Raw genomic sequence first — 24,704 nt, forward strand, 5'->3', positions numbered from 1 at the left:
ATATGATCTGCTCATGCCATCGACCTTCAGCCTGCCCGCCTCCCGCACCGAAGTGGTGCTCGAGGAGATCCGCCGCGGCATCCTCACCCGGGAGTTGAAGCCCGGCCAGCCGTTGGTCGAAGCCGAACTCGCGGCCCGGCTCGGCGTGTCGAAGACGCCGGTCCGCGAGGCGCTCAAGGTGCTGTCGAACACGGGACTCGTGATGTTCAGCCCGTACAAGGGTGCTTCGGTGTGCGTGGTGGACGCGGAGCTGGCGAAGTCCGTTTACGACGTCCGCATGGTGCTGGAGCCCGAAGCCGTGCGGCGGTCGGTGGAACGCCGCTCGCCGGACTTGCTCGAAGACGCGGCGGAAGCTTTGAAGGAGGCGTCGGCGGCGATCTCGGACAAGGATCAGGCCGCGCTCAGCCTGCTCAACCGCCGGTTCCACCGCGCGCTCTACAGTGGCTGCGGCAATCCGCTGATGGTCTCGATGCTGGACGACCTCAGGGATCGCGCCGCGCTGATCTCCGTGGTCGGCTGGGAGACGAATCCCAGCTGGCGCAAGGAATGGAACGAGCACAAAGCGGTACTGGCGGCGGCGAAGAAGGGTGATGCCGAGGGCGCGGCGGGGCTGCTGCGCGCGCACATCGGAGACTTCCTGGACCGGATACTCGGGGCGATCGGAGAAGAATGACGCGCCTGCTGCTCATCGCCGACACACATCTGCCATTGCGTGCGAAGGCGCTGCCGGATCAGGTCTGGCGCGAGGCCGAAGCGGCGGACGTCGTCGTCCACGCCGGAGACTGGGTCGAGGTCGCCCTGCTGGACGAACTCGAGGCCCGGAGCAAGCGGCTCATCGGGGTCTACGGCAACAACGACGGCGCGGATCTGCGGGCGCGGCTTCCTGAGATCGCGCGGGCGGACCTCGGCGGCGTCCGTCTCGCGGTCATCCACGAAACCGGCGGCAAACAGGGGCGCGAGCGTCGCTGCGACGAACAGTTCCCCGGCACCGACGTCCTCGTGTTCGGGCACAGCCACATCCCCTGGGACACGGTCACGCCGAACGGGCTGCGGCTGCTGAACCCCGGTTCGCCGACCGACCGGCGGCGGCAGCCGTTCTGCACGTATCAGACCGCCGAGATCCGCGACGGCGAGTTGCGCGACGTCGTTCTGCATGAGCTGCCTCTTCGCCGCTGACGGGGTAGACAGGTAGCCATGGAACCGGCGCAGGCGTTGAGGGAGATCGCGTTCCGGCTGGAGCGCGCGGGCGAGCCGACCTACCGGGTGCGTGCCTTCCGGCAGGCGGCCTCGGTGATCGCCAAGGTCAAGCCGGATGACCTGCGCAAACGTGCCGAGGCAGGCACGCTGACCGCGTTGCCGAACATCGGCAAGGCGACTGCGGCCGTCGTCGAAGACGTCCTCGCCGGACGCCGGCCCGCGTACTTCGAGAAGATCGGTGAGCCGAAGCTGCCCGACGGCGGTCCGATGCGGGCGGCGTTGCGCGGCGACTGCCACACCCATTCGGATTGGTCCGACGGCGGGAGCCCGATCGAGGAGATGGCCGAGGCCGCCCGCGCGCTCGGCCACGAATGGATGGTGCTGACCGACCACTCACCGCGTCTCACCGTCGCCAACGGCCTCTCGCCCGAGCGGCTGCGGCGGCAGATGGACGTCGTCGCGGAACTGAACGAGACGATGGCGCCGTTCCGGATCCTGCACGGCATCGAGGTCGACATCCACCTCGACGGCACGCTCGACCAGGAGGAAGACCTGCTGGAGCAGCTGGACTTCGTCGTCGCGAGCGTGCATTCGAAACTGCGGATGCCCGCGCGGGAGATGACGCCGCGGATGATCGCCGCCGTCCAGCATCCGCAGGTCCGGGTGCTGGGGCACTGCACCGGGCGGCTGGTGATGGGCGGCCGCGGGAAGCGGCCCGAATCGGAGTTCGACGCGGAGGCGGTGTTCACCGCTTGCCGGGACAACGGGGTCGCCGTCGAGATCAACTCGCGTCCCGAACGCCGGGACCCGCCGACGCGATTGCTGAACCTGGCCGTGGACCTGGGCTGCGACTTCGCCATCGACAGCGACGCGCACGCGCCGGGCCAGCTGGACTGGCTCGTCTACGGCTGCGCGAGGGCCAACGAACTGGGGATCGAGCCGGACCGGGTGATCAACACGCGGACCGCCGAGGACCTGCTGGCGTCGTGAGTGGCGATTCGGGTTCTGGCCAAGGGCGTTTCAGGACCTACTGGAGGTGAGCCGGGTAGTGGCCGGTCCGTGAAGGACTCCTTGCTCGGCTCAGCCGAAGAAACTCGACCTTCACACCTTCCCCAGTACATGAAGGCCCCCTTGCTTGCGCCTGGCGCAAGGATGGGGCCCTCATGTACTTCACGCGAGCAAAGCCGCAGGCCACGGGTCGTGAGTGGCGATTCGGGTTCTAACCCGAATCGCCACTCACGACCCCCGGCCGGGCAGCGACGCGCTAGTTGATCTCGTACGGGTCCCCGTACACCGCCCACTTCAGCGGGGTGTGCAGGTCGAGGTTGCCGTCGTTGAGCCACACGAGCTGCGCCGTGTCGATCCGCGACGTGTCCGCGTGCGCCTCCTCCTGCTTCATGACGATGCGCCGCGCGTCGAGGAACGCCTTGAGGTACGCCGTCTCGTCACCGTCCTGTGCGGGCGGCTTCGCCTGCTGGAGTGCGGCCGAGCGGATGCCGCCGAAGCTCGCCTGGCTGGTGCCCGGGCCGTGCATCACGATGGCGTCGTAATAGATGAATTGTCCCAGTGCGCCCAGACCGTCCGATTTCGCCTGGTTCACCGCCGGGTCGAAATAGACGCGGTCGCGTTCGCTGTTCTGTGCCGCTTTGAAGTCCTCGCGACCGGCGGCCTCCCGCCACGCGTTTTCGAAACCGCTGCCGAGGCCTTCGTGGGAATCGCTTCCGTCGACCTTGCGCAGCGCCGGGAGGTATTCCGCGAGCGGGTTGTCCGGGGCCGAGTTCGTATAGCGTTCGACGAGTTCGAGCATGTCCCCGGTGCCCGAGCAGAACCCGATGATGCCGGCGGTGTACCCGCGTCCGTCGCCGATGTCCTCGATGTACAAGTACTGTGCTTTCCAGTCCAGGGAAGAGTTTTCCGCGCTGGAGACGATCTGCATCGCGATCTCCTTCTTCTCCGGCGAGGCGAGGTCGCCACCGGAGGCGAAGATCGACGCCGACGCCGGGGCGGGCTCGGCGGACGCCAGTGAAGAGAGCGCGAGAGGACCGGAAACGGCGAGGGCGAGAACGGAGACCGCGCCGAGAGCACGGCGCATCGCGGGCCGCAGGGTGTCACTCATGAAAGGTGTCCCTTTCCACAGAGAATTGTCATCTTCTGTCAGGTGTAACTGCGGCGTGCGAACACGATAACCACGGGTGACAGTTTCCGGCAAGGGGGCAGGACGGTTAAAGATTTTTGCGCAGCAAGGCCGACCCCAGCGGCGTGAGGTGATGGCGCACGGTGTTGCCCTCACGCACGCTGAGCACGAGACCCGCTTCACGCAGCACTGTGGCGTGCTGGCTCGCCGAGGACATGGAGATCCCGGCGCGCCGCGCGACATCGCAGGTCCGCCCGCCGTCTTCGATCGTCTCCAGTACGGCGGCACGGGTGTGCCCCAGCAGTGCGGACAGGGCGGAGCCGTGGTCGTGGGGCACGACGTCGGGGAGATGCTCTTCGATGGGGTAGACGAGCACCGGCACGCGGTCGTTCTCGACCAGGGTCACCCCGGTTCGCCAGCAGAAGAACGACGGGATGAGCAGTAGCCCTCGCCCGTCGAGACGCAGGTCGTGGTGCACCGGGTAGTCGACTTCGAGCACCGGTGCCTTCCACCGCATCGCGGAGGAGAGGCCGCACAACAGTCCTTCGACGCCGTCCGCGAGCAGGACCCGCGCCTGTCTCACGCGCTGACGGTCGAAGCACGCGAGGATGTCGTTCCAGACCGGCTCGATCGCCGCCTGGTGATACGACCGGACCGCTCGTGTCAGCGCGTCGAGCGCCGCCGGGTTCGCGTCACCCAGATCCCGTGCCCACGGCGTCGGCCGGCGGGATCGGGCCAAGATCGCCAGATCCCGGCGCAGGGCGCAGCGCTTGGTGCCGCTCACCAGTTCCAGTTGCTCGTCGAGATCTTCGCCGGACGGCGTGAGGAAATCGGGGAAGTACCCGCTGGGCGGGACCAGCGTCAGCAACGGCCCGGCGGCCTTCGGGAGACGGCTGCGGACAGCGCCGCGCCACTTCCGTACCGGCAGGCCGCCGTCCCCACGCTGCAGCCGGTGCAGGCTCAGCGTCGTCTCCCACAACGGATCCGGCCTCGTCGCGACCCTGACCCGACCAAGATCCTCTCCGGAAAAATGCACGCGCAGCACAGCTTCCCCCTCCCCAGATCCCCGGAGGAATTAACGCACGAAACGCGCGGCTTGGCGATGTTTCAGCCAGAACTAAAACTGCGCCGGACGACTCGGGGCGCCTGAGACGGTTCGTGGAGCAGGGTCCACTACTGAGGGGATGAACATGAACATCAGGAAATTCGGTCTCGCCGCCACGGGTGCGTTGATGGCGTTCGGGTCGCTGTTCGCGGCCACTCCCGCCACCGCGGCGGCCGGCGGGGAGGTTTCCGCGGCGGCGACCAAGAGCTGGCAGCTGAAGTGCCGGGACTTCCAGTTCAACGAGGCCATTCCCGGCGGGTGGACCGAGTTCTGGGTGAGCTGCAGCGGGAACACCGTCACGATCAAGGGCAAGGTCTACGACAGTGCGTCCGACAACCGCTGCATCGTGCTCAAGGTGTACTGGCCGAGCGAGAACCGCTGGGACAGCAGCCGGAAGGCCTGCCCCAAGGGCACGAATCAGAAGTTCACCTTCACCGGCCTCAAGGCCGCGAACCCGTGGGCGCACCTGTCTTCGGTCGCGGCGGGCTAGTCCTCAGCCGGCGTGGTGGGGCAGTGTCGCGAACCGCAGGCCCGCTTCACTCAGCCTGTCGATCAGAGCCTGCCCCATCGCGGTCGCCGTGGTGACCTGCCCGGCCGTCGCGGGCAGGTCGTCCAGCGCCAGGCACAGGGCGGACTCGCCGAGCATCTTCGCCGTCTCGTCGTAACCCGGGTCACCGCCGGACACCTCGGTCACGACGCGTTCACCGCCGCTTTCGGCGTGGAACCGCACGGAGAACCACGACCGCGCGCGCCGCTGCTCGTCCGGGCCGCCGCCGGGCTTCACCAGTTTCGACAGTGCCCGCCGCGCGGGCGGGATCTGGGCGGCGGCGAAGACGAGACCCATCCCGGCGGCACCGGCGGCCACCACTGGAAGCCGTTTGACCGCCGCGAAATGCCGGTACGTGAAGTCGGGGCCGTACGCGGGGAGTGCCGCGGCGGACCGCTCGACGATCATCGGGTCGATGGTCGGCAGCGGCACCGCCCAGAAACCGTCGGGGTTGCGGTGCGGGGTGCCGAGCGTGGCTCGCGCCCGGCGGCCTTCCGGCCGTGGTTCGGCCGCGGCGCGGTCCCGTGCGGCACGGAAACTCGACGGCAGCCGCGAAAACGCCGTCAGCGCCGAAAGGAAGGTGCCACCCGACGGCATCGCGCCGGCGCGCACGTAACCGTCGATCCGGATCGGTTTCCCTTGCGGCAATTGAGAAACGGTGAAGAGGGCGCCGAGGTCGTGCGGGATCGAATCGAATCCGCACGCGTGCACCAGCCGGGCGCCGGTTTCGACGGCGCGGGCATGGTGGGCGACATACATCTTGTCGACGAACTCGGGCTCGCCGCACAGATCGGCGTAGTCGGTCCCGGCTTCGGCGCACGCGGCGACCAGCGGCTCTCCGTAGTGGACGTACGGGCCGACAGTGGTAGCGACGACCTTCGCGGACTCCGCGACCTTCCGCAGCGAGTCCGCGTCGGAGACATCGGCTCGCAACAACGACAACCCGGAGAGCCCCGGGTTGATCGAGAAAAGCCTTTCCCGCAACGCTTCCAGCTTGACCGGATCACGTCCGGCCACCGCGAGGCGCAGACCGGGCGGGGCGGCGCGGGCGAGATATTCCGCCGTCAGGCCACCGGTGAACCCGGTGGCGCCGAACAGGACGACGTCGTGGTCACGGTCGGTGGGCATGGCGTGAGGCTACCGCCGATCAACGCCTGTCGCCGGTGTAGACGACGGCGGCGCTCACCGCGTCCACCCCCGTGATCAGCTCGGCGAGCGCCCTCGGGAGGTCCCGGTGCGTGGACTCGGCCCAGGTCCGCAGGCCGGCGCGGTCGAGTTCGGGTTCGCAGAAGTCGTCGAGACCGATGGTCCAGGCCAGCAGGGCCAGGCAGACCGAATGCGGATCCGGCTGTTCGGTGCCGAGGACGGCCGCCCTCGACTTGCTGCGCGCGGCCGTCGACATCAGCAGATCCCGCGGCGGGTACCGGTGATTCTTCCGCATGAGCATCCGGTCGGTCTCACGGTCGATCACGCCCGCGGCGAGCAGATTCTCCGCGACCGTTTCACCCAGTTCGTGACGCAGGTGGGTGACCCATTCCCGGACGGTCTGCGGCTCGCGTTCGCGGAGGATTTCCGAAAACACCCGATCCAGCGGTGGATGCGCGAGACCGCGCCGGGTCAGCGGGCGGATTCGCTTGCGTTCCACGGTGATCCGCTCGGCGAGGAGGAGATCGCAGAGCGCGGAACCGGCCATTCCGATGCCGAGCCCCGTGCGGCGCAGCGCGGGTTTTCCGGTGAACTCGTCGTGGGCGAGGAAGAACAGGGAATCGACCAAGGTCAGCCGACGCATGAATGGCACGCCCTCCGGCGTTGTGGTGCGGGACGGCCAAGGTAGCGGTAGCGGGTGTACCACTGCGAGCCGAGGTCCGTTTTTAGCCTGAACGGACGTACCTCGCCGGGGTGCCCGGCCCTAGGGTGGGATGGCTCTCGCAAGATCAAGAGCCTTCAGCGCCAAACCGACGTCCGGGGGGACGGTTCATGGGTACGCAAAGACCGCGGCGCGGTCTCGGCCATCGACGGCTCGGAGCCGCGCAGATCGTCTTCTTCGTGGTGGCCGCGGTGGGTCCGCTCTTCGCCATCGCGGGCGGGGTCCCGACGAACTACGCGGTCACCGGCAGTGTCGGGGTGCCGCTGTCGTTCCTCCTGCTCGCCCCGATCCTGGGGTTGTTCGCGGTCGGCTACTCCACGATGAGCCGCTACATCACCAACGCGGGCGCGTTCTATCCCTACGTCGCCAACGGCGTCGGCAAATCCACCGGCGCCGGGATCGCGTTCGTCACGCTGTTCTCCTACAACGCCATCCAGATCAGCATCTACGGCCTGTTCGGCTGGTCGGTGTCGACGTGGCTGGGCACCCTCACCGGATCCCCGCCGCCGTGGTGGCTGTGCGCGCTGGTGATGGTGCTGATCGTCGGCGCGCTCGGTGTCCTGCGGATCGACCTGAACGCCAAGGTGCTCGGGGTGGCGCTGTGCCTCGAGGTCGCCGTCGTCGCGATCGTCGACATCGCGTTGTTCGCGAATCCGGCGGGCGGCAGTGTCTCCTGGGTCCCGCTGGAACCGTCGAGCCTGTTCACGACCGGTGTGGGCGCGGTGTTCGCGTTCTCCGCCGCCGCGTTCATCGGCTTCGAGGGCGCGGCGACCTACGGCGAGGAGACGCGGGAACCCAGCCGCACGGTCGGCCGGGCGACGTTCGCGGCGATCGGTCTCACCGCGGTGCTCTACGTCGTCTCGTCGCTCGCGCTCGCCGTGGGCACCGGGCCGGACGTCATCGTCACCGCCGCGGCCGCCCAGGGCCCGGACCTGCTGTTCAACCTGGCGGGCGAGCATCTCGGTGGCACGTTCTCCGACGTCGCGTACACACTGTTCGTGACCGGGCAGTGCGCGGCGCTGCTGAGCTTCCACAACGCGGTCGCCCGGTATTTCTTCGCGCTGGGCAGGGAAGGGCTGCTGCCGCGCTCGCTGGCCAAGACCAGCAAACGCACCGGCGCGCCGGTGGCCGGTTCGCTCACGCAGACCGCGCTCGCGCTGGCGGTCGTGTCGCTGTTCGCGATCGCGGACCGCGACCCGGTGACCGAACTGTTCACCTGGCTCGGCACGACGGCGTCCACCGGCGTCGTGGTGATCATGATCGCCGTCTCGCTTTCGGTGATCGGCTTTTTCAAACGGCGCCGTCACGCCGAAAACGCCTGGCGCCGGTGGATCGCGCCGGGGCTGGCGATCCTCGCGTTGTCGGCCGTCCTCGCGCTGATCCTGGTCAACTTCGACCTGCTGCTCGGGCCTGCCGGGACGTTCCTGTTGCGCTGGGGCCTGCCCGGTCTCGTGCTCGTCGCGGCACTGGTCGGTTTCCTGCGCGCGGAAGTGTTGCGGACCAAGGATCCCGGCACGTACGCCGCCATCGGCGGTCCACCCGAAGACGAGGACGCCGAACCCGTCCGGCTCAGGGCGGTCCGATGATCGTCCGCGCCGCCGAACCGTCCGAAATGGACACCGTGGTCGACGTGCTGTCCGAGGCCTTCCACGACGACCCCGTGAGCGCCTGGGTCTTTCCCGGTGACGAGCGCCGCGCGGTGGCGCTGCCGATCTTCCACCGGGCGGTCCTGCTCGGGACACTGGACGCGGGCGGCCACGTCGACGTCGCCGGAGACCTGTCCGCCGCCGTCCTCTGGTCGCCCGGCGGTGAGGAGGACATGGACGGTGACGCGTTCGCCGGGCTCACCGAGGAAGAACTCGGCAGGCTCGCGGCGTTGTTCGAGTTGATGACCGAGCGCGCCCCCGGCGGCGAATACCACCACGCGCAGTTCGTCGGCGTCCGCAAGAGCGCGCAGCGGCAGGGGATCGGCGCGCGGCTGCTGAAGCACGGGCTCGACAGGTATGGCACGGTGCCCGCGTACCTGGAGGCCAGTAGTTCGGAGAGCGCGAAACTGTACCGGCGGCTGGGTTTCCGCGATCACGGCCCGGCGTTCGCGGCCGAGGGCGGGCCGCCGATGCTGCCCATGTGGCGGGAGCCGTGACGGATCCCTCGTCGATTTGTCTATAAAGGACTGGTAAAGTAGCGGCCAGATGACGACGAACCGTGCCCCCACACCACGGCACCGTTCCGTCTTCTTTCTTCTGATCTTGCTCGTCTTCGCCTTCGTCACGCCGACCGTTCCCCACGGGCACGGCCGGGCGGCGACGGAAGATCCGGTCGCCGTCTTCGCGACCCATCCGCTGCCCGCCTTCCACGGCGGGCAAGCCGTTCCCCTCGCCGACGTACCCGCCGAAACGGTGACCGTCGACCTCCCCGACGCCGGCGACGCCCCTGAGCAGGGCGAACCCGTCGTCGTCACCCGTGCGGTGCCCCAGGCGCCCGCACGGGCACCTCCGCGCTGATCGGTTCCCACATCGCCGCATCAGCCATCCATCGGAGGTCTCCATGAGTTCCGGTCATGCCCTGCTGGCCGTCGGCGGGGCGTTCCTCGCCGCCGGTGTCATCGCCAGAGCGGGCGCCCGCATCGGGCTGCCGACCATCCCCCTGTTCATGCTGGCCGGTTTCGTCTTCGGCCCCAACACCCCCGGACTGTCCCTTGTGGACGATCCGGCTGAGCTCGGTGTGCTCGCCGGGCTGGGTCTCGTCTTCCTTCTGTTCTACCTCGGCCTCGAATTCTCCCTCGACGACCTGGCCAAGGGCGGGCGCAAACTCGTCTGGTCCGGGCTGATCTACCTGATCCTCAACATCGGCGGCGGGCTCGGCTTCGGCTTCCTGCTGGGCTGGGGGACCAGGGAAGCGCTGGTCATCGCCGGGGCCATCGGTATCTCGTCGTCGGCGATCGTCACGAAACTCCTGCTCGAATCCCGCCGGATGAACAATCCCGAATCCCGGCTGATCATGGGCATCATCGTGATCGAGGACCTGTTCCTCGCGCTGTACCTGGCGTTGCTGCAGCCGGTGTTGTCCGGCGCCGGGAGCTTCGGTTCGGCGATGGCCGACTTCGGCAAGGCCTTCGGGTTCCTGCTCGTGATGGCCGCGCTCGCCCGCTGGGGCGGCCGCGTGGTGTCGAAGCTGTTCGGTTCGGCCGACGACGAACTGCTGACGGTCTGCTTCGTCGGTGTCGCGGTCATGGGCGCCGCCGTCGCCGAAGAGGTCGGGGTGTCCGACGCCATCGGCGCGTTCATGGTCGGCATGATGCTCGGCGGGTCGAAGGTCGCGCCGCGGATCCACAAACTGGTACTCCCGCTGCGGGACGCGTTCGGCGCGCTGTTCTTCTTCATCTTCGGACTCAGCATCGACCCGAACGCGGTCGGTTCGGTGGTCGTGCCGGTGCTGATCGCGGTGGCGCTGACGATCGTGCTGAACCTTGGCGCGGGCGCGCTCGCCGCGCGGCTGAACGGGTTCGATCGCCAGTCCGGGGTGAACATCGGGCTGACCGTGCTCACCCGCGGCGAGTTCTCGCTGGTGCTCGCCGCGATGGCGACCGCCGCCGGGCTGGACTCGCGGGTCGCGCCGTTCGTCGCGGGTTACGTCCTGCTGCTGGCCGTGATCGGCCCGATCGCGGTCATCCGCTCGGAGAAACTCACCTGGTTGCTACCGGCGGGTATCGTCCGAGACTCGACCCGCCGCGAAGAGCCGGCCAGGGCGACGTGACGAGGAGGCCTGGGTGACGGAACGGTTCGGTGGCTACCAGAACGAGATCTACCTGCAGGGGCTCGGCGGGACCCTCCCGCCCTGCTCCACCGACGCCACGAAGCTGGAGGAGTCGGCGCGGGAGATCCTCGAGCCGGGGCCGTTCTGGTACGTCGCGGGCTCGGCCGGTTCCGGCGCAACGGCCCGCGCCAACCGGGAGGCGTTCGACCGCTGGCGCCTGGTGCCCCGGATGCTCACCGGCGCCACCGAACGCGATCTGTCGACGACGGTGCTGGGGACGCCGGTGCCGGCGCCGGTGCTGATGGCGCCGGTCGGTGTCCAGTCGATCGTGCACGAGGGCGCCGAACCGGCGGCCGCTCGCGCGGCGGCGTCGGTCGGCCTGCCGTACGTCATGTCGACGGCGTCGTCCACGAGCATCGAGGACGTCGCCGAGGCCAGTGGCGAGGGGCCGCGCTGGTTCCAGCTGTACTGGCCGACGGACAACGAGGTCTGCGCGAGCATCCTGGCGCGAGCGAAGGCCGCGGGCTTCACCACGCTCGTGGTCACGCTCGACACCTGGACGCTCGCGTGGCGCCCGAACGACCTCGACCACGCGTACCTGCCGTTCATCAAGGGCATCGGGCTCGGCGTCCCCCTGAGCGACCCGGTGTTCCGCGGCCTGCTGGAGAAGACACCGGAAGAGGATCCGCCCACCGCGATCCTGCGCTGGATCTCGATGATCACCGGCACGGACAGCACCTGGGACCGGCTGCCGTTCCTGCGTGAGCACTGGGACGGGCCGATCGTGCTCAAGGGCATCCAGCACCCCGACGACGCGCGCCGCGCCGTCGAGGCCGGGATGGACGGGATCGTCGTGTCCAACCACGGCGGCCGCCAGGTCGACGGCGCGATCGCCTCGCTCGACGCGCTCCCGGAGATCGTGGCCGCGGTCGGCGACCGGCTCGAGATCCTGTTCGACTCCGGCATCCGCACCGGCGCCGACATCGCCAAGGCGCTCGCGCTCGGGGCGAAGGCCGTGCTGGTGGGGCGGCCGTGGGTGTACGGCCTGGCGCACGCGGGGGAGGACGGCGTCCGGCACGTGCTGCGGAGCCTGCTCGCCGACCTCGACCTGACCATGGGCCTGTCCGGGCACCGGACCCTGGCCGACCTCACCCCCGGCTCCCTCACGCGCTCCTGACCTCCCCGCAATTCGTCACCTGCTTGCGGTAGTTCGCAGGGCGAACCACCGCAAGCAGGTGACGAATTGCGGCGGTGGTGGTGACGTGCGGGATATTCGGAGGCCGGGATCGTGACGCACGGCTATCCTGGTGCCGGTCATGGCTTCTCAACCTTCCCCGCTCGGCGCCCTGCGCGCTCGCCTGCCCGAACTCATGTCGCGCGACGAGCATCGCCTCCGGCGCAGGCTCGACGGTGCCCGGAAAGCGCGTAACGCCGAGTCGCTCGCCGCGCAGATCGAGGCCGACATCGAGGCCGCCGAACTGCGGGTCACCCGTCGGCGCGACAACGTCCCGAAGATCTCGTTCCCCGAAGAGCTGCCCGTCAGCCAGCGCAAGGACGAGATCGCCGACGCCATCCGCGACCACCAGGTGGTGATCGTCGCGGGGGAGACAGGCTCCGGGAAGACGACCCAGCTGCCGAAGATCTGCCTCGAACTCGGCCGCGGCGTCCGCGGCCAGATCGGGCACACGCAGCCGAGGCGGCTGGCCGCGCGCACGGTCGCCGACCGCATCGCCTCCGAGCTGAACACCGAACTCGGCGAGGCCGTCGGCTACAAGGTCCGGTTCACCGACCACTCCGGCCAGGACACGCTGGTCAAGCTGATGACGGACGGCATCCTGCTCGCCGAGATCCAGACCGACCGGATGCTGCGCCAGTACGACACGCTGATCATCGACGAGGCGCACGAGCGCAGCCTCAACATCGACTTCATCCTCGGCTACGTCAAACAGCTCCTGCCGCGCCGCCCCGACCTCAAGGTGATCATCACCTCGGCGACGATCGATCCGGAGCGCTTCTCCAAGCATTTCGATGACGCGCCGATCGTGGAGGTCTCCGGCCGGACGTATCCGGTCGAGGTCCGCTACCGGCCGATCATCGACCCCGACGACCCGGACGCCGACTCCGATCGCGACCAGACGCAGGCCATCTGCGACGCCGTCGACGAACTCCAGCACGAGGGACCGGGCGACATCCTGGTGTTCCTCTCCGGCGAGCGGGAGATCCGCGACGCCGCGGACGCCCTGTCCAAACAGGACCTCAGGAACACCGAGATCCTGCCGCTGTACGCCCGGCTTTCGTCGTCGGACCAGCATCGGGTGTTCCAGCGGCACACCGGGCGCCGCGTCGTACTCGCCACGAACGTCGCCGAGACGTCGCTGACCGTGCCGGGTATCAAGTACGTCGTCGACCCCGGCACCGCGCGCATCTCGCGCTACAGCCACCGCACCAAGGTGCAGAGGCTGCCGATCGAGCCGGTGTCGCAGGCGTCGGCGAACCAGCGCAAGGGCCGCTGCGGCCGGACGTCCGACGGTATCTGTATCCGGCTGTACTCCGAAGACGACTTCGACGCCCGGCCCGAGTTCACCGATCCGGAGATCCTGCGGACGAACCTCGCGTCGGTCATCCTGCAGATGACCTCGCTCGGCCTCGGCGACATCGCGGCGTTCCCCTTCGTGGAGCCGCCGGATCGCCGTCAGGTCGCCGACGGTGTCCAGTTGCTGCAGGAGCTCGGCGCGTTCGAGATGTCCGACGGCAAGAAGCTCACCGAGACCGGCCGCAAGCTCGCGCTGCTCCCGGTCGACCCGCGGATGGCGCGGATGGTGCTGGAAGCCTCCCGTAACGGCTGCGTCCGCGAAGTGATGATCATCGCCGCCGCACTGTCCATTCAGGACCCGCGTGAGCGGCCGGCGGAGAAGCAGCAGGCGGCGGACGAGCAGCACTCGCGGTTCGTGGACAAGACGTCGGACTTCCTGGCGTACCTGAACCTGTGGGAGTACGTCACCGAACAGCAGAAGGCGTTGTCCACCAGCCAGTTCCGCCGGATGTGCCGCAACGAGTACCTGAACTACCTGCGCATCCGCGAATGGCAGGACATCTTCAGCCAGCTGCGTCAGCTGGCCAAACCGCTCGGCATCACCCTCAGCACGGACGGCCCGGCCGATCCGCAACGGGTGCACACGTCGCTGATCGCCGGGCTGCTGTCGCACGTCGGCCTCAAGGATCCGGCCAAGGGCGATTATCTCGGCGCGCGTGGGGCGCGCTTCTCGGTGTTCCCGGGTTCGGCGCTGTTCAAGAAGCAGCCGCGGTTCGTGATGTCGGCCGAACTGGTCGAAACCTCACGCCTGTGGGGCCGGGTCAACGCGCGGATCGAGCCGGAATGGGTCGAGCCGCTCGCCGGCCACGTGGTGAAGCGGAACTACTCCGAGCCGCACTGGGAACGCAAACAGGGCGCGGTGATGGCGCTCGAGAATGTGACCCTGTACGGCGTTCCGCTCGTCGCCGACCGCCGCGTCAACTACGGCCGCATCGATCCCGAGGTGAGCCGCGAGCTGTTCATCCGGCACGCGCTCGTCGAAGGCGACTGGGAGACCAGGCACCACTTCTTCCGCGAGAACCGCGCGCTGCTCGACGAGGTCGAAGACCTGGAGAACAGGGCTCGCCGCCGTGACATCCTGGTCGACGACGAGACGCTGTTCGAGTTCTACGACCAGCGTGTCCCGGCCGACGTCGTCTCCGCACGGCATTTCGACAGCTGGTGGAAGAAGGCGCGGCACACCGAGCCCGACCTGCTGAGCTTCGAGAAGACGATGCTCATCAACGAGACGGCGGGCGGCATACGCGAGGCCGACTACCCCGACTTCTGGACACAGGGCAGCCAGACCTTCAAGCTCACGTACCAGTTCGAGCCGGGTGCGGACGCGGACGGTGTCACCGTGCACATCCCGCTGCCGGTGCTGAACCAGGTCACCCCGGACGGCTTCGACTGGCAGGTCCCGGGCCTGCGCGAAGAACTGGTGACGCAGCTGATCAAGTCGCTGCCCAAGGCGATCCGGCGTAACTTCGTGCCGGCGCCCGACCACGCGAAACTGGTGCTGTCGCGGGTCGGCCCGGGCGACGGTCCGCTGCTGCACGCGGTGGCCGACGAACTGGAGGCGTTGCGTGGGGTGGTGATCCCCGACGACGCCTGGCAGCTCTCCGCCGTCCCCGAACATCTGAAGATGACCTTCCGCGTGGTCGACGTCCGCGGCAAGAAGGTGTCCGAGGGCAAGGACGTCGAGGCACTCAAACGGGACTTGAGCGGCCAGGTACGCGCGACGATCTCGAAGGCCGCCGACAGCATCGAGCGCCAAGGTCTGACGACACCCGCGTTCGGCGAGCTGCCGAAGGTGTTCGCGAGCAAGCAGCGCGGGCACGATGTCAAGGCGTATCCGGCGCTGGTGGACGAAGGCGGCACCGTCGCGGTGCGGCTGCTGGACACGCCGGGGCAGCAGGAACTGTCGATGTGGGCGGGCACGCGGCGGATGCTGCGGCTGAATCTGCCGTCACCGATGAAGTTCATCACCCGCAACCTCGGCAACTCGTCGAAACTCGTGCTGAACCGGAACCCGCACGGCTCCGTGGCGGCGCTGCTCGAAGACTGCGTCGACTGCGCCGTCGACAAGCTCGTGACCGACAACGGCGGCCCTCGCTGGGACGAGGCCGGCTTCGCCGTCCTGCTGGAAAAGGTGCGCGCCGGGCTGAACCCCGGAGTGCTCGACGTGCTGGCCAACGTCGAGAAGATCCTGCGCGCGGCCAACGACGTCGAAACGCGGCTGGCCGACACCCGCGGCCCGGCGGATTCGCTCGCCGACATCCGCACGCAACTGGACGGCTTGGTGCACAAGGGTTTCGTCACCGAAACCGGGCAGGACAGGCTGAAGCACGTCGTCCGGTACCTGCGGGGGATCGAACGGCGGCTGGAGAAACTCCCGACCGAGCCCACTCGCGACATCCAGCGCACCGGCGACATCGCCTGGCTCCGCAACGAGTACCAGTCGGCGCTCGACGCCCTGCCGCCCGGCACCTCCTCACCCGCGCTGCGGGAGATCCGCTGGATGATCGAGGAACTGCGGGTCAGCTTCTTCGCCCAGACACTCGGTACCGCCCACCCCGTCTCCCTGAAGCGGGTCATCAAGGCCCTCGACGACGCCGCCGCCCCCCGCAATTAGTCACCTACTTGCGGTGCTCACGCGAGTCCCGCGCCCCATCACGCGAGTTACGCCTTCAATCACGCGAGTCGCGCGCTCAATCACGCGTGTTGTTGCCCCTCCGTCCTGTGGCCACCGTGACGGAGGCCGGAACTCACGTGACTGGGCGGCGATCACGCGTGATCGAAGGCGTAACTCACGTGATTGAAGGCGTAACTCGCGCCATCGGCCGGACGACACCACCCTCCCGCAATTAGTCACCTACTTGCGGCTCGAATCAGGCGCGCGAGGGCTCGACCGGCGCAAGTAGGTGACTAATTGCGGGAGGGGGTCACTTCGCGTCGGCGTAGGTGTCCACGGCGGCGATGTGCAGCGGGAACCGGACCGGGCAAGCGGGGCCGAACATCATCCGCGCCGCCTCGGTCATGCTGTCCACAATGGACTGCGAGACCTCGTCGGCGAACTCGGCCGGGGTGTGCACCAGTACCTCGTCGTGCTGGAAGAACACCAGGTGCGCGGGGGAGGGGAGCTTGCTCCGCAGGGTCGCCAGCAGGATCGCGGTCATGTCCGCGGCGCTCGCCTGAACGACGAAGTTGCGGGTGAAGCGGCCCCAGTTGCGGGACGCCTGCCGGGCCTTGAGCTCACCGGCCTCGTCCTCCGCGACGCCGGCGGTCAGCGCGCGCCAGGCTTCCGACGGCGCGGGTGACGTGCGGCCCAGCCGCGAGCGGACGCGCTCCCCGCGTTCCCCCGCCTGCGCGGCACGCTCCACATAGGACACCGCGTCGGGGAACCTGGTCCGCAGCAACGCCAGCAGTGGCCCCGCCTCGCCGGACGTACCGCCGTACATCGCCGACAGCATCGCGATCTTCGCGCGGTCCCGGTCGTCCCTGTCGTCCCAGGCCGGCACCGGCACGCGGCGCACTCCGGAGAACATCGCCTCGGCGAGGCTCGCGTACAGATCCGTGGCCGCGGCGACTTCGGCCAGTTTGCGGTCTCCGGACAACGCCGTCAGCACCCGCGGCTCCAGCTGGGCGGCGTCGGCGACCACCAGTTTCCAGCCCGGATCGGCCCGGACGCAGGTCCGCAGGATCTTCGGGATCTGCAGCGCGCCGCCACCCCGGCTCGCCCAGCGACCCGAAACGACCCCGCCGACCACGTAATGCGGGCGGAACCGGCCGTCGTGCACCCACTCGTCGAGCCACGTCCAGCCGTTGGCCGAATGCAGTCGCGCGAGTTCCTTGTATTCCAGCAGCGGCGGGACGGCGGGGTGGTCGATGTCGCGCAGCAGGTACTTCCTTGCCGACGTGACCTCGATGCCCTCCCGCCCGAGCGCACGGACGACGCTGGCTGGGGCGTCCGGGTTGACGGGCCGCCCGCCGAACGCGTCGCTGATCTTCGCCGCCAGCTCGACCAGCCGCTTCGGCCGGTGCCCGGCCGGGACGCGGGGCCCGAGCTGGTCGGCGAGCAACGCCGAATGCAGGTCGGCCCGCCACGGCAGCCCGTCGGCCGACATCTCCGCCGCCGCCAGGGCGCTCGCCGACTCCGCCGCGAAGAGCAGGCGTAGCCGCTCCGGATGATCGGTGACGGCGACCCGCTTCTCCTGCTCGGCCAGCACCCGGCGCGCCGCGTCGAGCACCGTGACGCCGGAGGGCAGCCGCGGGCCGCGTGTCTCGAACAGCGTCGGCTGATCGTCCTCGGCCCAGAGCGGCGGCTCGTCGGCGGGCGCCTCCTGTCCGTTCGCCCTGGCCAGCGCGGCACGCAGGCTCCGCGACTCCTGCGGGCGGCCTTCGTGGGCAAGGAGCAATCCCTCGGTCAGCGCCAGGTCATGACAGCGCCGCACCCGGACGCCGGCCTTGATCAACGCCGGGTACGTCCCTTCGACCGACGGGAACACCCAACGGGGTGAGTGCTCCGCCTCCAGGCTCCGTACCTCGTCGACGAACTCCGGGAGCTTCATGCCCCGCCGCGGCGGCTGCCCGGAAAGAGCGATCGTGAAGTCGCCATCCTCCTCTTGACCTGCGATCGCCTGCACACTCACATTGTGGTGGTTCCCCCCGACATTTCTGTCACCAGACGGCTAGTGCGCCTGCGCTATCGGTCGGCTACTGTCGAGTAGCAACCCCATACCGCCGGTACGCGAACCGCCGGCGGCATGGTGTCTCGCCGCAGCAGCAACGGAGGTGCCCGGATGAGAAACCCCACCGGCCTCGCCACCCTGGTGGCGGGCAAGGTGACCGAGACCGTGCGCAGCATCGACGTGATGCGCCAAGCGGGCCTGCTCCCCATCCCGCGGGTCGACGAGGGCCTGCGTTCGCTGGTCATGGTGCGGAAGTGGGGTCCGTTCGCCGGGGCGAACATGATCGCCGCCCGCCGGGACCCGACCGCGACCGGCATCATCGACGAACTCGGCCCGCTGACCTTCAAGCAGCTCGACACGCAGTCGAACGCGCTGGCCAGGGCATGGTCCGAACGCGGCCTCGGCCCGGGCTCGGTGATCGCCGCGCTCTGCCGCGACCACCGCGGTCTCGTGCTGACGATGCTCGCCTCGGGCAAGCTCGGCGCGAAGCTGCTGCTGATGAACACCGGGTTCGCCAAACCGCAGCTCGCGGACGTCGCGAAACGCGAAGGCGTCACGGCGCTCGTGTACGACCAGGAGTTCACCGACCTGCTGGACGCGGTCGAGGGCGACGTCGACCATTACCTCGCGTGGGTCGATTCGGACGCCGAGCTCTCCGGGCACGAGATCCCGATCGTCACCGAACTGGTCGCCAGCACCGACGACCGTCCGTGGCCCGCGCCCGCTAAACCGGGCGGGTTCATCTTGCTGACCAGCGGCACCACCGGGACGCCGAAGGGCGCTCCGCGGCCGCACACTTCCGCGCTGGCCTCCGCGCAGTTCCTCGACCGCATCCCGCTGCGGACCGGCGAGGCGACGTACATGGGCGCGCCGCTGTTCCACGGCACCGGGTTGTCACAGTTCATCCTGTCCTTCGCGCTCGGTTCGAAGGTCGTCATGCGGCGCAAGTTCGTGCCGGAGGAGACGCTGCGCGGCGTCGCGGAGAACCGCTGCACCACGCTGGTCCTCGTGCCGACGATGCTCCAGCGGATCGTCGATCTGCCCAAGGAGGTCCGCGCCAAGTACGACACCTCGTGCCTGCGGATCATCTTCGTCGCCGGCTCCGCGCTGTCCCCGGACCTCGGGAACCGCGCGACCGCCGCGTTCGGCGACGTCGTGCACAACCTTTACGGCTCGACCGAGGTCGCGGTCGCGACGGTCGCGACCCCCGAGGACTGGCGCAAGGCGCCGGGCACGGTCGGCCGCGCGCCGGTGGGCTGCAAGGTCGCGCTGTACGACGAAAAGGGCGGCAAGATCACCGAGCCGCAGGTCACCGGCCGGGTGTTCGTCGGCAGCGGGCTGAGCTTCCAGGGCTACACCGACGGACGTAACAAGGAGATCATCGACGGGCTGCTCTCCAGCGGCGACGTCGGGCACTTCGACGAGGACGGCCTGCTGTTCATCGACGGCCGTGACGACGAAATGATCGTCTCCGGCGGCGAGAACGTCTTCCCGATCGAGGTGGAGAACCTCCTGGTCGAACGCGAGGACGTGCTCGAAGCGGCGGTCGTCGGCGTCGAGGACCCCGAGTTCGGGCAGCGGCTGAAGGCGTTCGTGGTGCGGGCCGAGAAGTCGGATCTGGACGTCGAGGGGGTGCGGGACTACGTGAGGGCCAACCTCGCCCGGTACAAGGTGCCGCGCGATGTGGAGTTCCTCGACGAGCTACCGCGCAACGCGACCGGGAAGGTGCTGCGGAACAAGCTGCACTAGTACTCCCAGTCGATGCCGAAGACGCCGGGGCCGAAGTCGAGCGCGACGGCGTGGACACCGTTGCCCTGGTCCGGTTTCAGTTCCTTCCGGTCCAGCGGCGACGTCCCCTGCCTGGAGTACTGCCAGCACTTCGCCGGGACGGTGCCCGGGTCGAACCGGACCTCCAGCAGGTACTCGCGGACGGGACGCCGGAACTCGCGGTAATGCGTGTTCCGGCATTCCGGATACGGCGGCCCGGGATTGGTGAGGGAGTACTCGATCAGATGCGTCTCGCCGCGGTCGATGGGCCGGTCGAAGAGCAGTTCGGCCACCGTGAGCCCGTGTTCGTCGTCGACTTCGGCGCGGCCGACGTGACAGTTGCGCAGCGTGTTCAGCGCCGGCGGCCCGGCCTCCGGATCACCCTGGGCGTAGACCAGCAGCCAGCGGTCCTGTCCGTCCGCGCCCGCCTGGAACACCGCCCGTGCGGTCACCGCGCGTTGCCCGCCGTCCTCCGCGATCTCGCACAGGTCGTGCAGCCCGACCAGCTTCAGCTGATGGTGTTGTTCGAGCGCGTTGGGCGCGCCGACCTTCTCCAGCAACGCCTGGAGCGCTTCGAGCGGAAAGGTCAGCGGCTGCTCGGTGGTCGCCCGGCTGCGGCGTGACGACGCTCCACGCGGCCGCGGCGGCGGCAGCAGGCCGAGCAGCGACCCGGCGGGGATCGCCAAGACCTCTTCGAGGACCCGGACCGCGGACAGCGAACTCTGCCGTTCCGGCTGACGTTTGCCCGATTGCCAGTAACTCAGCGCGGTCACGCTCACCGACGCGCCGCGCGCGAGCAGCCGGGCTTGGATACGGTCGAGGCTCAGGCCGCTGGTGGCGATGGCCGATCTCAACGCGGTGGCGAACGCGGTACGCGGCTGATCTTCATCGTCCGTGGTCACTCGGTCCGCCGCGCTCCCCGCCACCATATGCTGCCCGACCGCCCCCGTCTGCCGTTCCCTGACACCGCCCGGTTGATAACAACACGAATAACTTTAACAGTCTGAGGTAACGCTTCAGGGACACCTTCTGCCAGGAGAAAACGACTTTCCGGACGAGCGCCGTTACTCCGGATGGCCTAGTACTGGTAACTGTGAATCATTGCCCGGCCACCAGCGCACCGGCTTGCATGGCTCTCAGCAACGATCATCCTCCCGGGTGATCCGCACGGCGCGGCAGGAAGGGAACCAGTGAGCAAGTCCCGGAAGAACCTGAAGTCCCGAAAGACCCGTAGTGGCCTGGTGGCGGGAGTCGCCCTCGCCGGTGTGACCGCGGCGGTCGCCACGTTCGGCGCGGGCGCCGCCAACGCCGACCAGCAGGGCGAGATCCGCGGCGCGGGTGCGGCCAACGCCGTCGGCGGCAGCTACATCGTCGTCCTCAAGCCCACCGCGGTCGGCCAGGGCGTGGCCGCGGCGAGCGAGATCACCGCGAACGTCGCCTCGAAGGCGCAGGGCCTCACCGGTCAGTACGGCACCACGCTGTCCCGCACGTTCGGCTCGGCGCTGAACGGCTTCTCGATCAAGGCCGACGAGGCCGCCGCGAAGCGTCTCGCCGCCGACCCGCAGGTCGCGTACGTCGTCCAGAACAAGAAGTTCAAGATCAGCGAGACCCAGGACAACCCGCCGTCGTGGGGCCTCGACCGCGTCGACCAGGCCGACCTGCCGCTCGACAACAAGTACACCTACCCGACGAAGGCCGACAACGTCACCGCCTACGTCATCGACACCGGTGTCCGCGGCTCGCACAAGGACTTCGGCGACCGCGCGACCGGCGGCAAGGACTTCGTCGACAACGACGACACCCCCAACGACGAGCACGGTCACGGCACGCACGTCGCCGGCACCATCGGCGGCACGGACCACGGCCTGGCCAAGGGTGTGAAGATCGTCGGCGTCCGCGTGCTGGACGCCAACGGCAGCGGCACCACCGAGGGTGTCGTCGCCGGTGTCGACTGGGTCGCGGCGAACGCCAAGGGCCCGTCGGTCGCCAACATGAGCCTGGGCGGCGGCGCGGACGACGCCCTGGACGCGGCGGTCAAGGGAGCCATCGACAAGGGCGTGACCTTCGCGCTCGCGGCGGGCAACGAGTCCTCCGACGCCGGCACCACTTCGCCCGCCAGGGTGAAGGAGGCCATCACGGTGGCCGCCAGCGACAAGACCGACAAGCAGGCCAGCTTCTCGAACTACGGTTCGGTCGTGGACCTGTACGCGCCGGGTGTCGACATCACCTCGTCGTGGGCGACCGGTGACGACGCCACCAACACCATCAGCGGTACCTCGATGGCCGCGCCGCACGTCGCCGGTGCCGCCGCGCTGTACCTCTCGGCGAACCCTGAGGCCACCCCGGCCCAGGTCGCCGAAGGCCTGGTCGGCGCCGCCGCGGACGGCAAGATCAGCAACCCGACCGGTGGAACGGCGAACAAGCTGCTCCAGGTCAAGTAAGACCCTTTCGGACAGGCTGCCCCCGGCGTACTCCAGGCGCCGGGGGCAGCCCCTGTCCGAGGGGTACCAGACTTGTTACCAACCGGTAAGCTCCAGCCCATGGTCCTGCGGAAGAACATCCTGATCACCGGGGCGAGCTCCGGACTCGGCGAGGGAATGGCGAGGCAGTACGCCGCCAGAGGCCGCGATCTGGCGCTGGCCGCCCGCCGTGTCGAACGGCTGGAAACCCTCGCCGCGGAACTCAAGAAGGCCTATCCCGGCATCAGGGTGGTCACCCGGAAGCTGGACGTGAACGACCACGACCAGGTGTTCGCCGTCTTCGAGGAGTTCCGCGAGGAACTCGGCTCCCTCGACCGCGTGATCGTGAACGCGGGGCTCGGCAAGGGGCAGCGGGTCGGCACCGGCCGGTTCGACGCCAACCGCCAGACGCTCCAGACGAACTTCCTCGCCGCGGCCGCCCAGATCGAGGCCGCCGTCGGCATCTTCCGCAAGCAGAAGAACGGCCACCTCGTGGTCGTTTCCTCCTTCCTCGCGCTTCGCGGTGTCCCCGGCAACACCACCGCGTACGCCGCCTCGAAGGCGGGTATCTCGGCGTTCGCCGAGGGCACCCGGATCGAGCTGATGAAGACGCCGATCAAGGTCACCACCCTGCATCCCGGGTTCATCGAATCGGAGATGAACGAAGACATCTCGAAGCTCCCGGGCGCGGTCAGGGCGGAGCCCGGCGCGCAGGCGCTGGTGAAGGCGATCGAATCCGAGACGGCGAAGGCGTTCGTGCCGACGTGGCCGTGGAGCGTGCTCTCGAAGCTCTTCCCGTTCGTCCCGGCGTCGTTGCTGAAGAAGTTCGGATGACGGTGGCCCCGGACAAGACCGTCGAGGTACGAGGCGAGGACTCGTTCGACCCGGCCGCGGTGCACACCTGGCTGGCCGGACGGGTTCCCGGGCTCGGCGACTCGCCGCCCGAGGTCCGGCAATTCCCCGGCGGTGCCTCGAATCTCACGTACCTGCTGACCTATCCGGATCGCGAGCTGATCCTGCGGCGCCCGCCGCTCGGGCACAAGGCCGCGTCCGCGCACGACATGCGCCGCGAGTTCCGGGTTCAGCAAGGATTGCGGCCGGTCTTTCCTTACGTGCCCGAAATGCTCGCCTTCTGCGACGACGAAACCGTGCTCGGCGGCGACTTCTACGTGATGGAACGCCTCGAAGGACTGATCCTGCGCGGAGATCTGCCCGCCGGCCTCGACCTGCCGCCGGAGGGCGCGCGGGAGCTGTGCGGCAAGGTCGTCGACAGGCTGGTCGAGCTGCACGCCGTCGACGTCGAGGCCGCCGGGCTGGCCGATCTCGGCAAGGGCGCGGGCTACGTCGAGCGTCAGGTGCGCGGCTGGTCGGAGCGGTTCCTCAAAGCGCGCACGGAGAACGTCCCGGACTGCGCCGACGTGATGGCGTGGCTGAAGGAGAACCAGCCGTCCGAGGTCAAGATCTGCTTGATCCACAACGACTATCGGCTCGACAACCTGGTGCTCGACGGCGACCGCGACATCGTCGGCGTGCTCGACTGGGAGATGGCCACCCTCGGTGATCCGCTGATGGAACTGGGCAGCACCCTGGCGTACTGGGTACAGGACGACGATGACGACGTCATGAAGCTCAGCCGCCGTCAGCCGACGCACGTACCCGGGATGTACACGCGTGAGGAGTTCGTGCGGCGGTACGCGGAACGATCCGGGCTCGAAATCGGCGACTGGACCTTCTACGAGGTGTACGGCCTGTTCCGGCTCGCGGTGGTGATCCAGCAGATCTACTACCGGTTCCACAGTGGACAGACGACCAATCCGGCGTTCAAGGATCTGTGGCAGTTCGTCGGCTACCTCGACGGGCGCTGCCGCCGGATCATCGGAGGAGGACGCGCGTAGTGGGCGCGATCTATCTGGTCCGGCACGGGCAGGCGTCGTTCGGCGCGGAGAACTACGACCAGCTCTCGCCGCGCGGCTTCGAACAGTCCACCGTGGTCGGTGAAGAACTGCTGCGGCGGGGTGTCGAATTCACCAAGGCGCGAGCGGGTTCCCTTGCCCGCCAACGGGACACGGCCGCGACGGCGTTGAAGATGCTCGGCTCCGGGATCGCCGTCGTCGAGGACGAGCGCTGGAACGAGTACGACCACGTCGACATCGCGAAGTACCACGCCGCCGGCGTCCAGCAGACCGATTCGCGGGCGTATCAGGCCGCTTTGGACGGTGCGCTGAACGCCTGGGTCGCCGCCGGTGAGGACAGCCCGTGCGCGGAAACCTGGCCTCGGTTCCTGGAGCGGGTCAAGGGGGCGCTGGCCGACGTCGTGGCGTCGCTGGGCAAGGGTGAGCACGCGGTCGTCTTCAGCTCCGGCGGAGTGATCGCGACGGTCTGCGGCGCGCTCATGGGTACGCCCGAGGCGGGGCTGCTGAAGCTGAACCGGGTCACCGTGAACGCGGGCATCACGAAACTGGTGTCCGGCCGTGGCGGCGTGACCCTGTTGTCGTTCAACGAACATCCGCATTTCGAGGCGGAAGCCGCGGAACTACTCACCTACCGCTAGTGTCCCGCACCGGAATGCGACACATGATTCGGCGGCCCAGCTTCCCGCTGGCGGAGTT

The 24,704-nt window shown here is 68.8% G+C and carries 21 protein-coding genes; 15 read left to right on the top strand and 6 right to left on the bottom strand.

The window, feature by feature from the left end:
- The first annotated feature begins 13 nt into the window (after positions 1-13).
- Genes DL990_RS28360 through DL990_RS28370 form a run of 3 tightly spaced genes read left to right on the top strand, consistent with a single transcriptional unit; the run spans position 14 to position 2,187 of the window.
- Positions 14-673: a GntR family transcriptional regulator gene (locus tag DL990_RS28360; RefSeq protein ID WP_125789968.1), complete on the top strand. Its 660-nt coding sequence runs from the start codon at positions 14-16 to the stop codon at positions 671-673.
- Positions 670-1,176 (top strand): metallophosphoesterase, encoded by a 507-nt coding sequence (locus DL990_RS28365; RefSeq protein WP_125789967.1) that lies wholly within the window; start codon positions 670-672, stop codon positions 1,174-1,176. The genes DL990_RS28360 and DL990_RS28365 overlap by 4 nt, the downstream gene beginning before the upstream one ends.
- A gap of 18 nt (positions 1,177-1,194) precedes the next feature.
- Positions 1,195-2,187, top strand: coding sequence for a PHP domain-containing protein (locus DL990_RS28370; RefSeq protein WP_125800454.1), 993 nt, complete (start codon positions 1,195-1,197; stop codon positions 2,185-2,187).
- A gap of 274 nt (positions 2,188-2,461) precedes the next feature.
- Here DL990_RS28370 and DL990_RS28375 read toward each other — a convergent pair whose 3' ends face one another.
- Both DL990_RS28375 and DL990_RS28380 read right to left on the bottom strand, forming a co-directional pair.
- Positions 2,462-3,313 (bottom strand): chitosanase, encoded by an 852-nt coding sequence (locus DL990_RS28375; protein ID WP_125800455.1) that lies wholly within the window; start codon positions 3,311-3,313, stop codon positions 2,462-2,464.
- 106 nt (positions 3,314-3,419) lie between these two features.
- Positions 3,420-4,367, bottom strand: a complete 948-nt coding sequence (locus DL990_RS28380; protein WP_233620598.1) for a helix-turn-helix transcriptional regulator — start codon at positions 4,365-4,367, stop codon at positions 3,420-3,422.
- A 154-nt stretch (positions 4,368-4,521) separates the two neighbouring features.
- Here DL990_RS28380 and DL990_RS28385 point away from each other — a divergent pair, with 154 nt between their 5' ends.
- On the top strand, positions 4,522-4,926 hold the full coding sequence (locus DL990_RS28385; RefSeq protein WP_233599324.1) for a hypothetical protein: 405 nt from the start codon (positions 4,522-4,524) through the stop codon (positions 4,924-4,926).
- 3 nt (positions 4,927-4,929) lie between these two features.
- Here DL990_RS28385 and DL990_RS28390 read toward each other — a convergent pair whose 3' ends face one another.
- A complete protein-coding gene (locus DL990_RS28390; protein WP_125800457.1) occupies positions 4,930-6,111 on the bottom strand; it encodes a trans-acting enoyl reductase family protein in 1,182 nt (393 codons plus the stop codon).
- A gap of 19 nt (positions 6,112-6,130) precedes the next feature.
- Positions 6,131-6,772: a GPP34 family phosphoprotein gene (locus DL990_RS28395; protein WP_125789961.1), complete on the bottom strand. Its 642-nt coding sequence runs from the start codon at positions 6,770-6,772 to the stop codon at positions 6,131-6,133.
- 188 nt (positions 6,773-6,960) lie between these two features.
- On the opposite strand from DL990_RS28395, the gene DL990_RS28400 reads away from it, so the two are divergent.
- From DL990_RS28400 to hrpA, 6 genes are all read left to right on the top strand, one after another.
- On the top strand, positions 6,961-8,436 hold the full coding sequence (locus DL990_RS28400; protein ID WP_125789960.1) for an APC family permease: 1,476 nt from the start codon (positions 6,961-6,963) through the stop codon (positions 8,434-8,436).
- Positions 8,433-8,993 (top strand): GNAT family N-acetyltransferase, encoded by a 561-nt coding sequence (locus tag DL990_RS28405; protein WP_125789959.1) that lies wholly within the window; start codon positions 8,433-8,435, stop codon positions 8,991-8,993. The genes DL990_RS28400 and DL990_RS28405 overlap by 4 nt, the downstream gene beginning before the upstream one ends.
- Before the next feature lie 49 nt (positions 8,994-9,042).
- Positions 9,043-9,354: a hypothetical protein gene (locus tag DL990_RS28410; RefSeq protein ID WP_125800458.1), complete on the top strand. Its 312-nt coding sequence runs from the start codon at positions 9,043-9,045 to the stop codon at positions 9,352-9,354.
- Positions 9,355-9,397: 43 nt separating this feature from the next.
- Entirely contained in the window at positions 9,398-10,606 is a 1,209-nt protein-coding gene (locus DL990_RS28415; protein ID WP_125789957.1) for a cation:proton antiporter, read from the top strand.
- Positions 10,607-10,619: 13 nt separating this feature from the next.
- The gene (locus DL990_RS28420) at positions 10,620-11,783 is read left to right on the top strand and encodes a lactate 2-monooxygenase (RefSeq protein WP_125789956.1); all 1,164 of its coding nucleotides are present in this window, start codon (positions 10,620-10,622) and stop codon (positions 11,781-11,783) included.
- A gap of 193 nt (positions 11,784-11,976) precedes the next feature.
- Positions 11,977-15,813: an ATP-dependent RNA helicase HrpA gene (gene hrpA / locus DL990_RS28425; RefSeq protein ID WP_233620604.1), complete on the top strand. Its 3,837-nt coding sequence runs from the start codon at positions 11,977-11,979 to the stop codon at positions 15,811-15,813.
- A 310-nt stretch (positions 15,814-16,123) separates the two neighbouring features.
- On the opposite strand, the gene DL990_RS28430 is transcribed toward hrpA, so the two are convergent.
- The gene (locus DL990_RS28430) at positions 16,124-17,830 is read right to left on the bottom strand and encodes a bifunctional 3'-5' exonuclease/DNA polymerase (RefSeq protein WP_199746630.1); all 1,707 of its coding nucleotides are present in this window, start codon (positions 17,828-17,830) and stop codon (positions 16,124-16,126) included.
- Positions 17,831-17,980: 150 nt separating this feature from the next.
- On the opposite strand from DL990_RS28430, the gene DL990_RS28435 reads away from it, so the two are divergent.
- The gene (locus DL990_RS28435) at positions 17,981-19,618 is read left to right on the top strand and encodes an acyl-CoA synthetase (protein ID WP_125789953.1); all 1,638 of its coding nucleotides are present in this window, start codon (positions 17,981-17,983) and stop codon (positions 19,616-19,618) included.
- Here the strand turns inward: DL990_RS28435 and DL990_RS28440 are convergent.
- Complete coding sequence (locus tag DL990_RS28440) at positions 19,615-20,565, bottom strand: hypothetical protein (RefSeq protein WP_199746631.1); 951 nt, start codon at positions 20,563-20,565, stop codon at positions 19,615-19,617. The two genes, DL990_RS28435 and DL990_RS28440, sit on opposite strands and share 4 nt — an antisense overlap.
- 261 nt (positions 20,566-20,826) lie before the next feature.
- Between DL990_RS28440 and DL990_RS28445 the strand changes: the two genes are divergently transcribed.
- The 4 genes from DL990_RS28445 to DL990_RS28460 all read left to right on the top strand — a co-directional run bounded on the left by DL990_RS28445 (position 20,827) and on the right by DL990_RS28460 (position 24,646).
- Positions 20,827-22,077: a S8 family peptidase gene (locus DL990_RS28445; RefSeq protein WP_125800461.1), complete on the top strand. Its 1,251-nt coding sequence runs from the start codon at positions 20,827-20,829 to the stop codon at positions 22,075-22,077.
- A gap of 99 nt (positions 22,078-22,176) precedes the next feature.
- Positions 22,177-22,929 (top strand): SDR family oxidoreductase, encoded by a 753-nt coding sequence (locus tag DL990_RS28450; RefSeq protein ID WP_125789950.1) that lies wholly within the window; start codon positions 22,177-22,179, stop codon positions 22,927-22,929.
- Positions 22,926-23,990 (top strand): phosphotransferase family protein, encoded by a 1,065-nt coding sequence (locus tag DL990_RS28455; RefSeq protein WP_125800462.1) that lies wholly within the window; start codon positions 22,926-22,928, stop codon positions 23,988-23,990. Before DL990_RS28450 ends, DL990_RS28455 begins: the two co-directional genes overlap by 4 nt.
- Positions 23,990-24,646, top strand: coding sequence for a histidine phosphatase family protein (locus DL990_RS28460; RefSeq protein WP_125800463.1), 657 nt, complete (start codon positions 23,990-23,992; stop codon positions 24,644-24,646). Before DL990_RS28455 ends, DL990_RS28460 begins: the two co-directional genes overlap by 1 nt.
- Positions 24,647-24,704 lie beyond the last annotated feature (58 nt).

It is taken from the genome of Amycolatopsis sp. WAC 01416, assembly GCF_003947485.1.
Lineage (GTDB): Bacteria > Actinomycetota > Actinomycetes > Mycobacteriales > Pseudonocardiaceae > Amycolatopsis.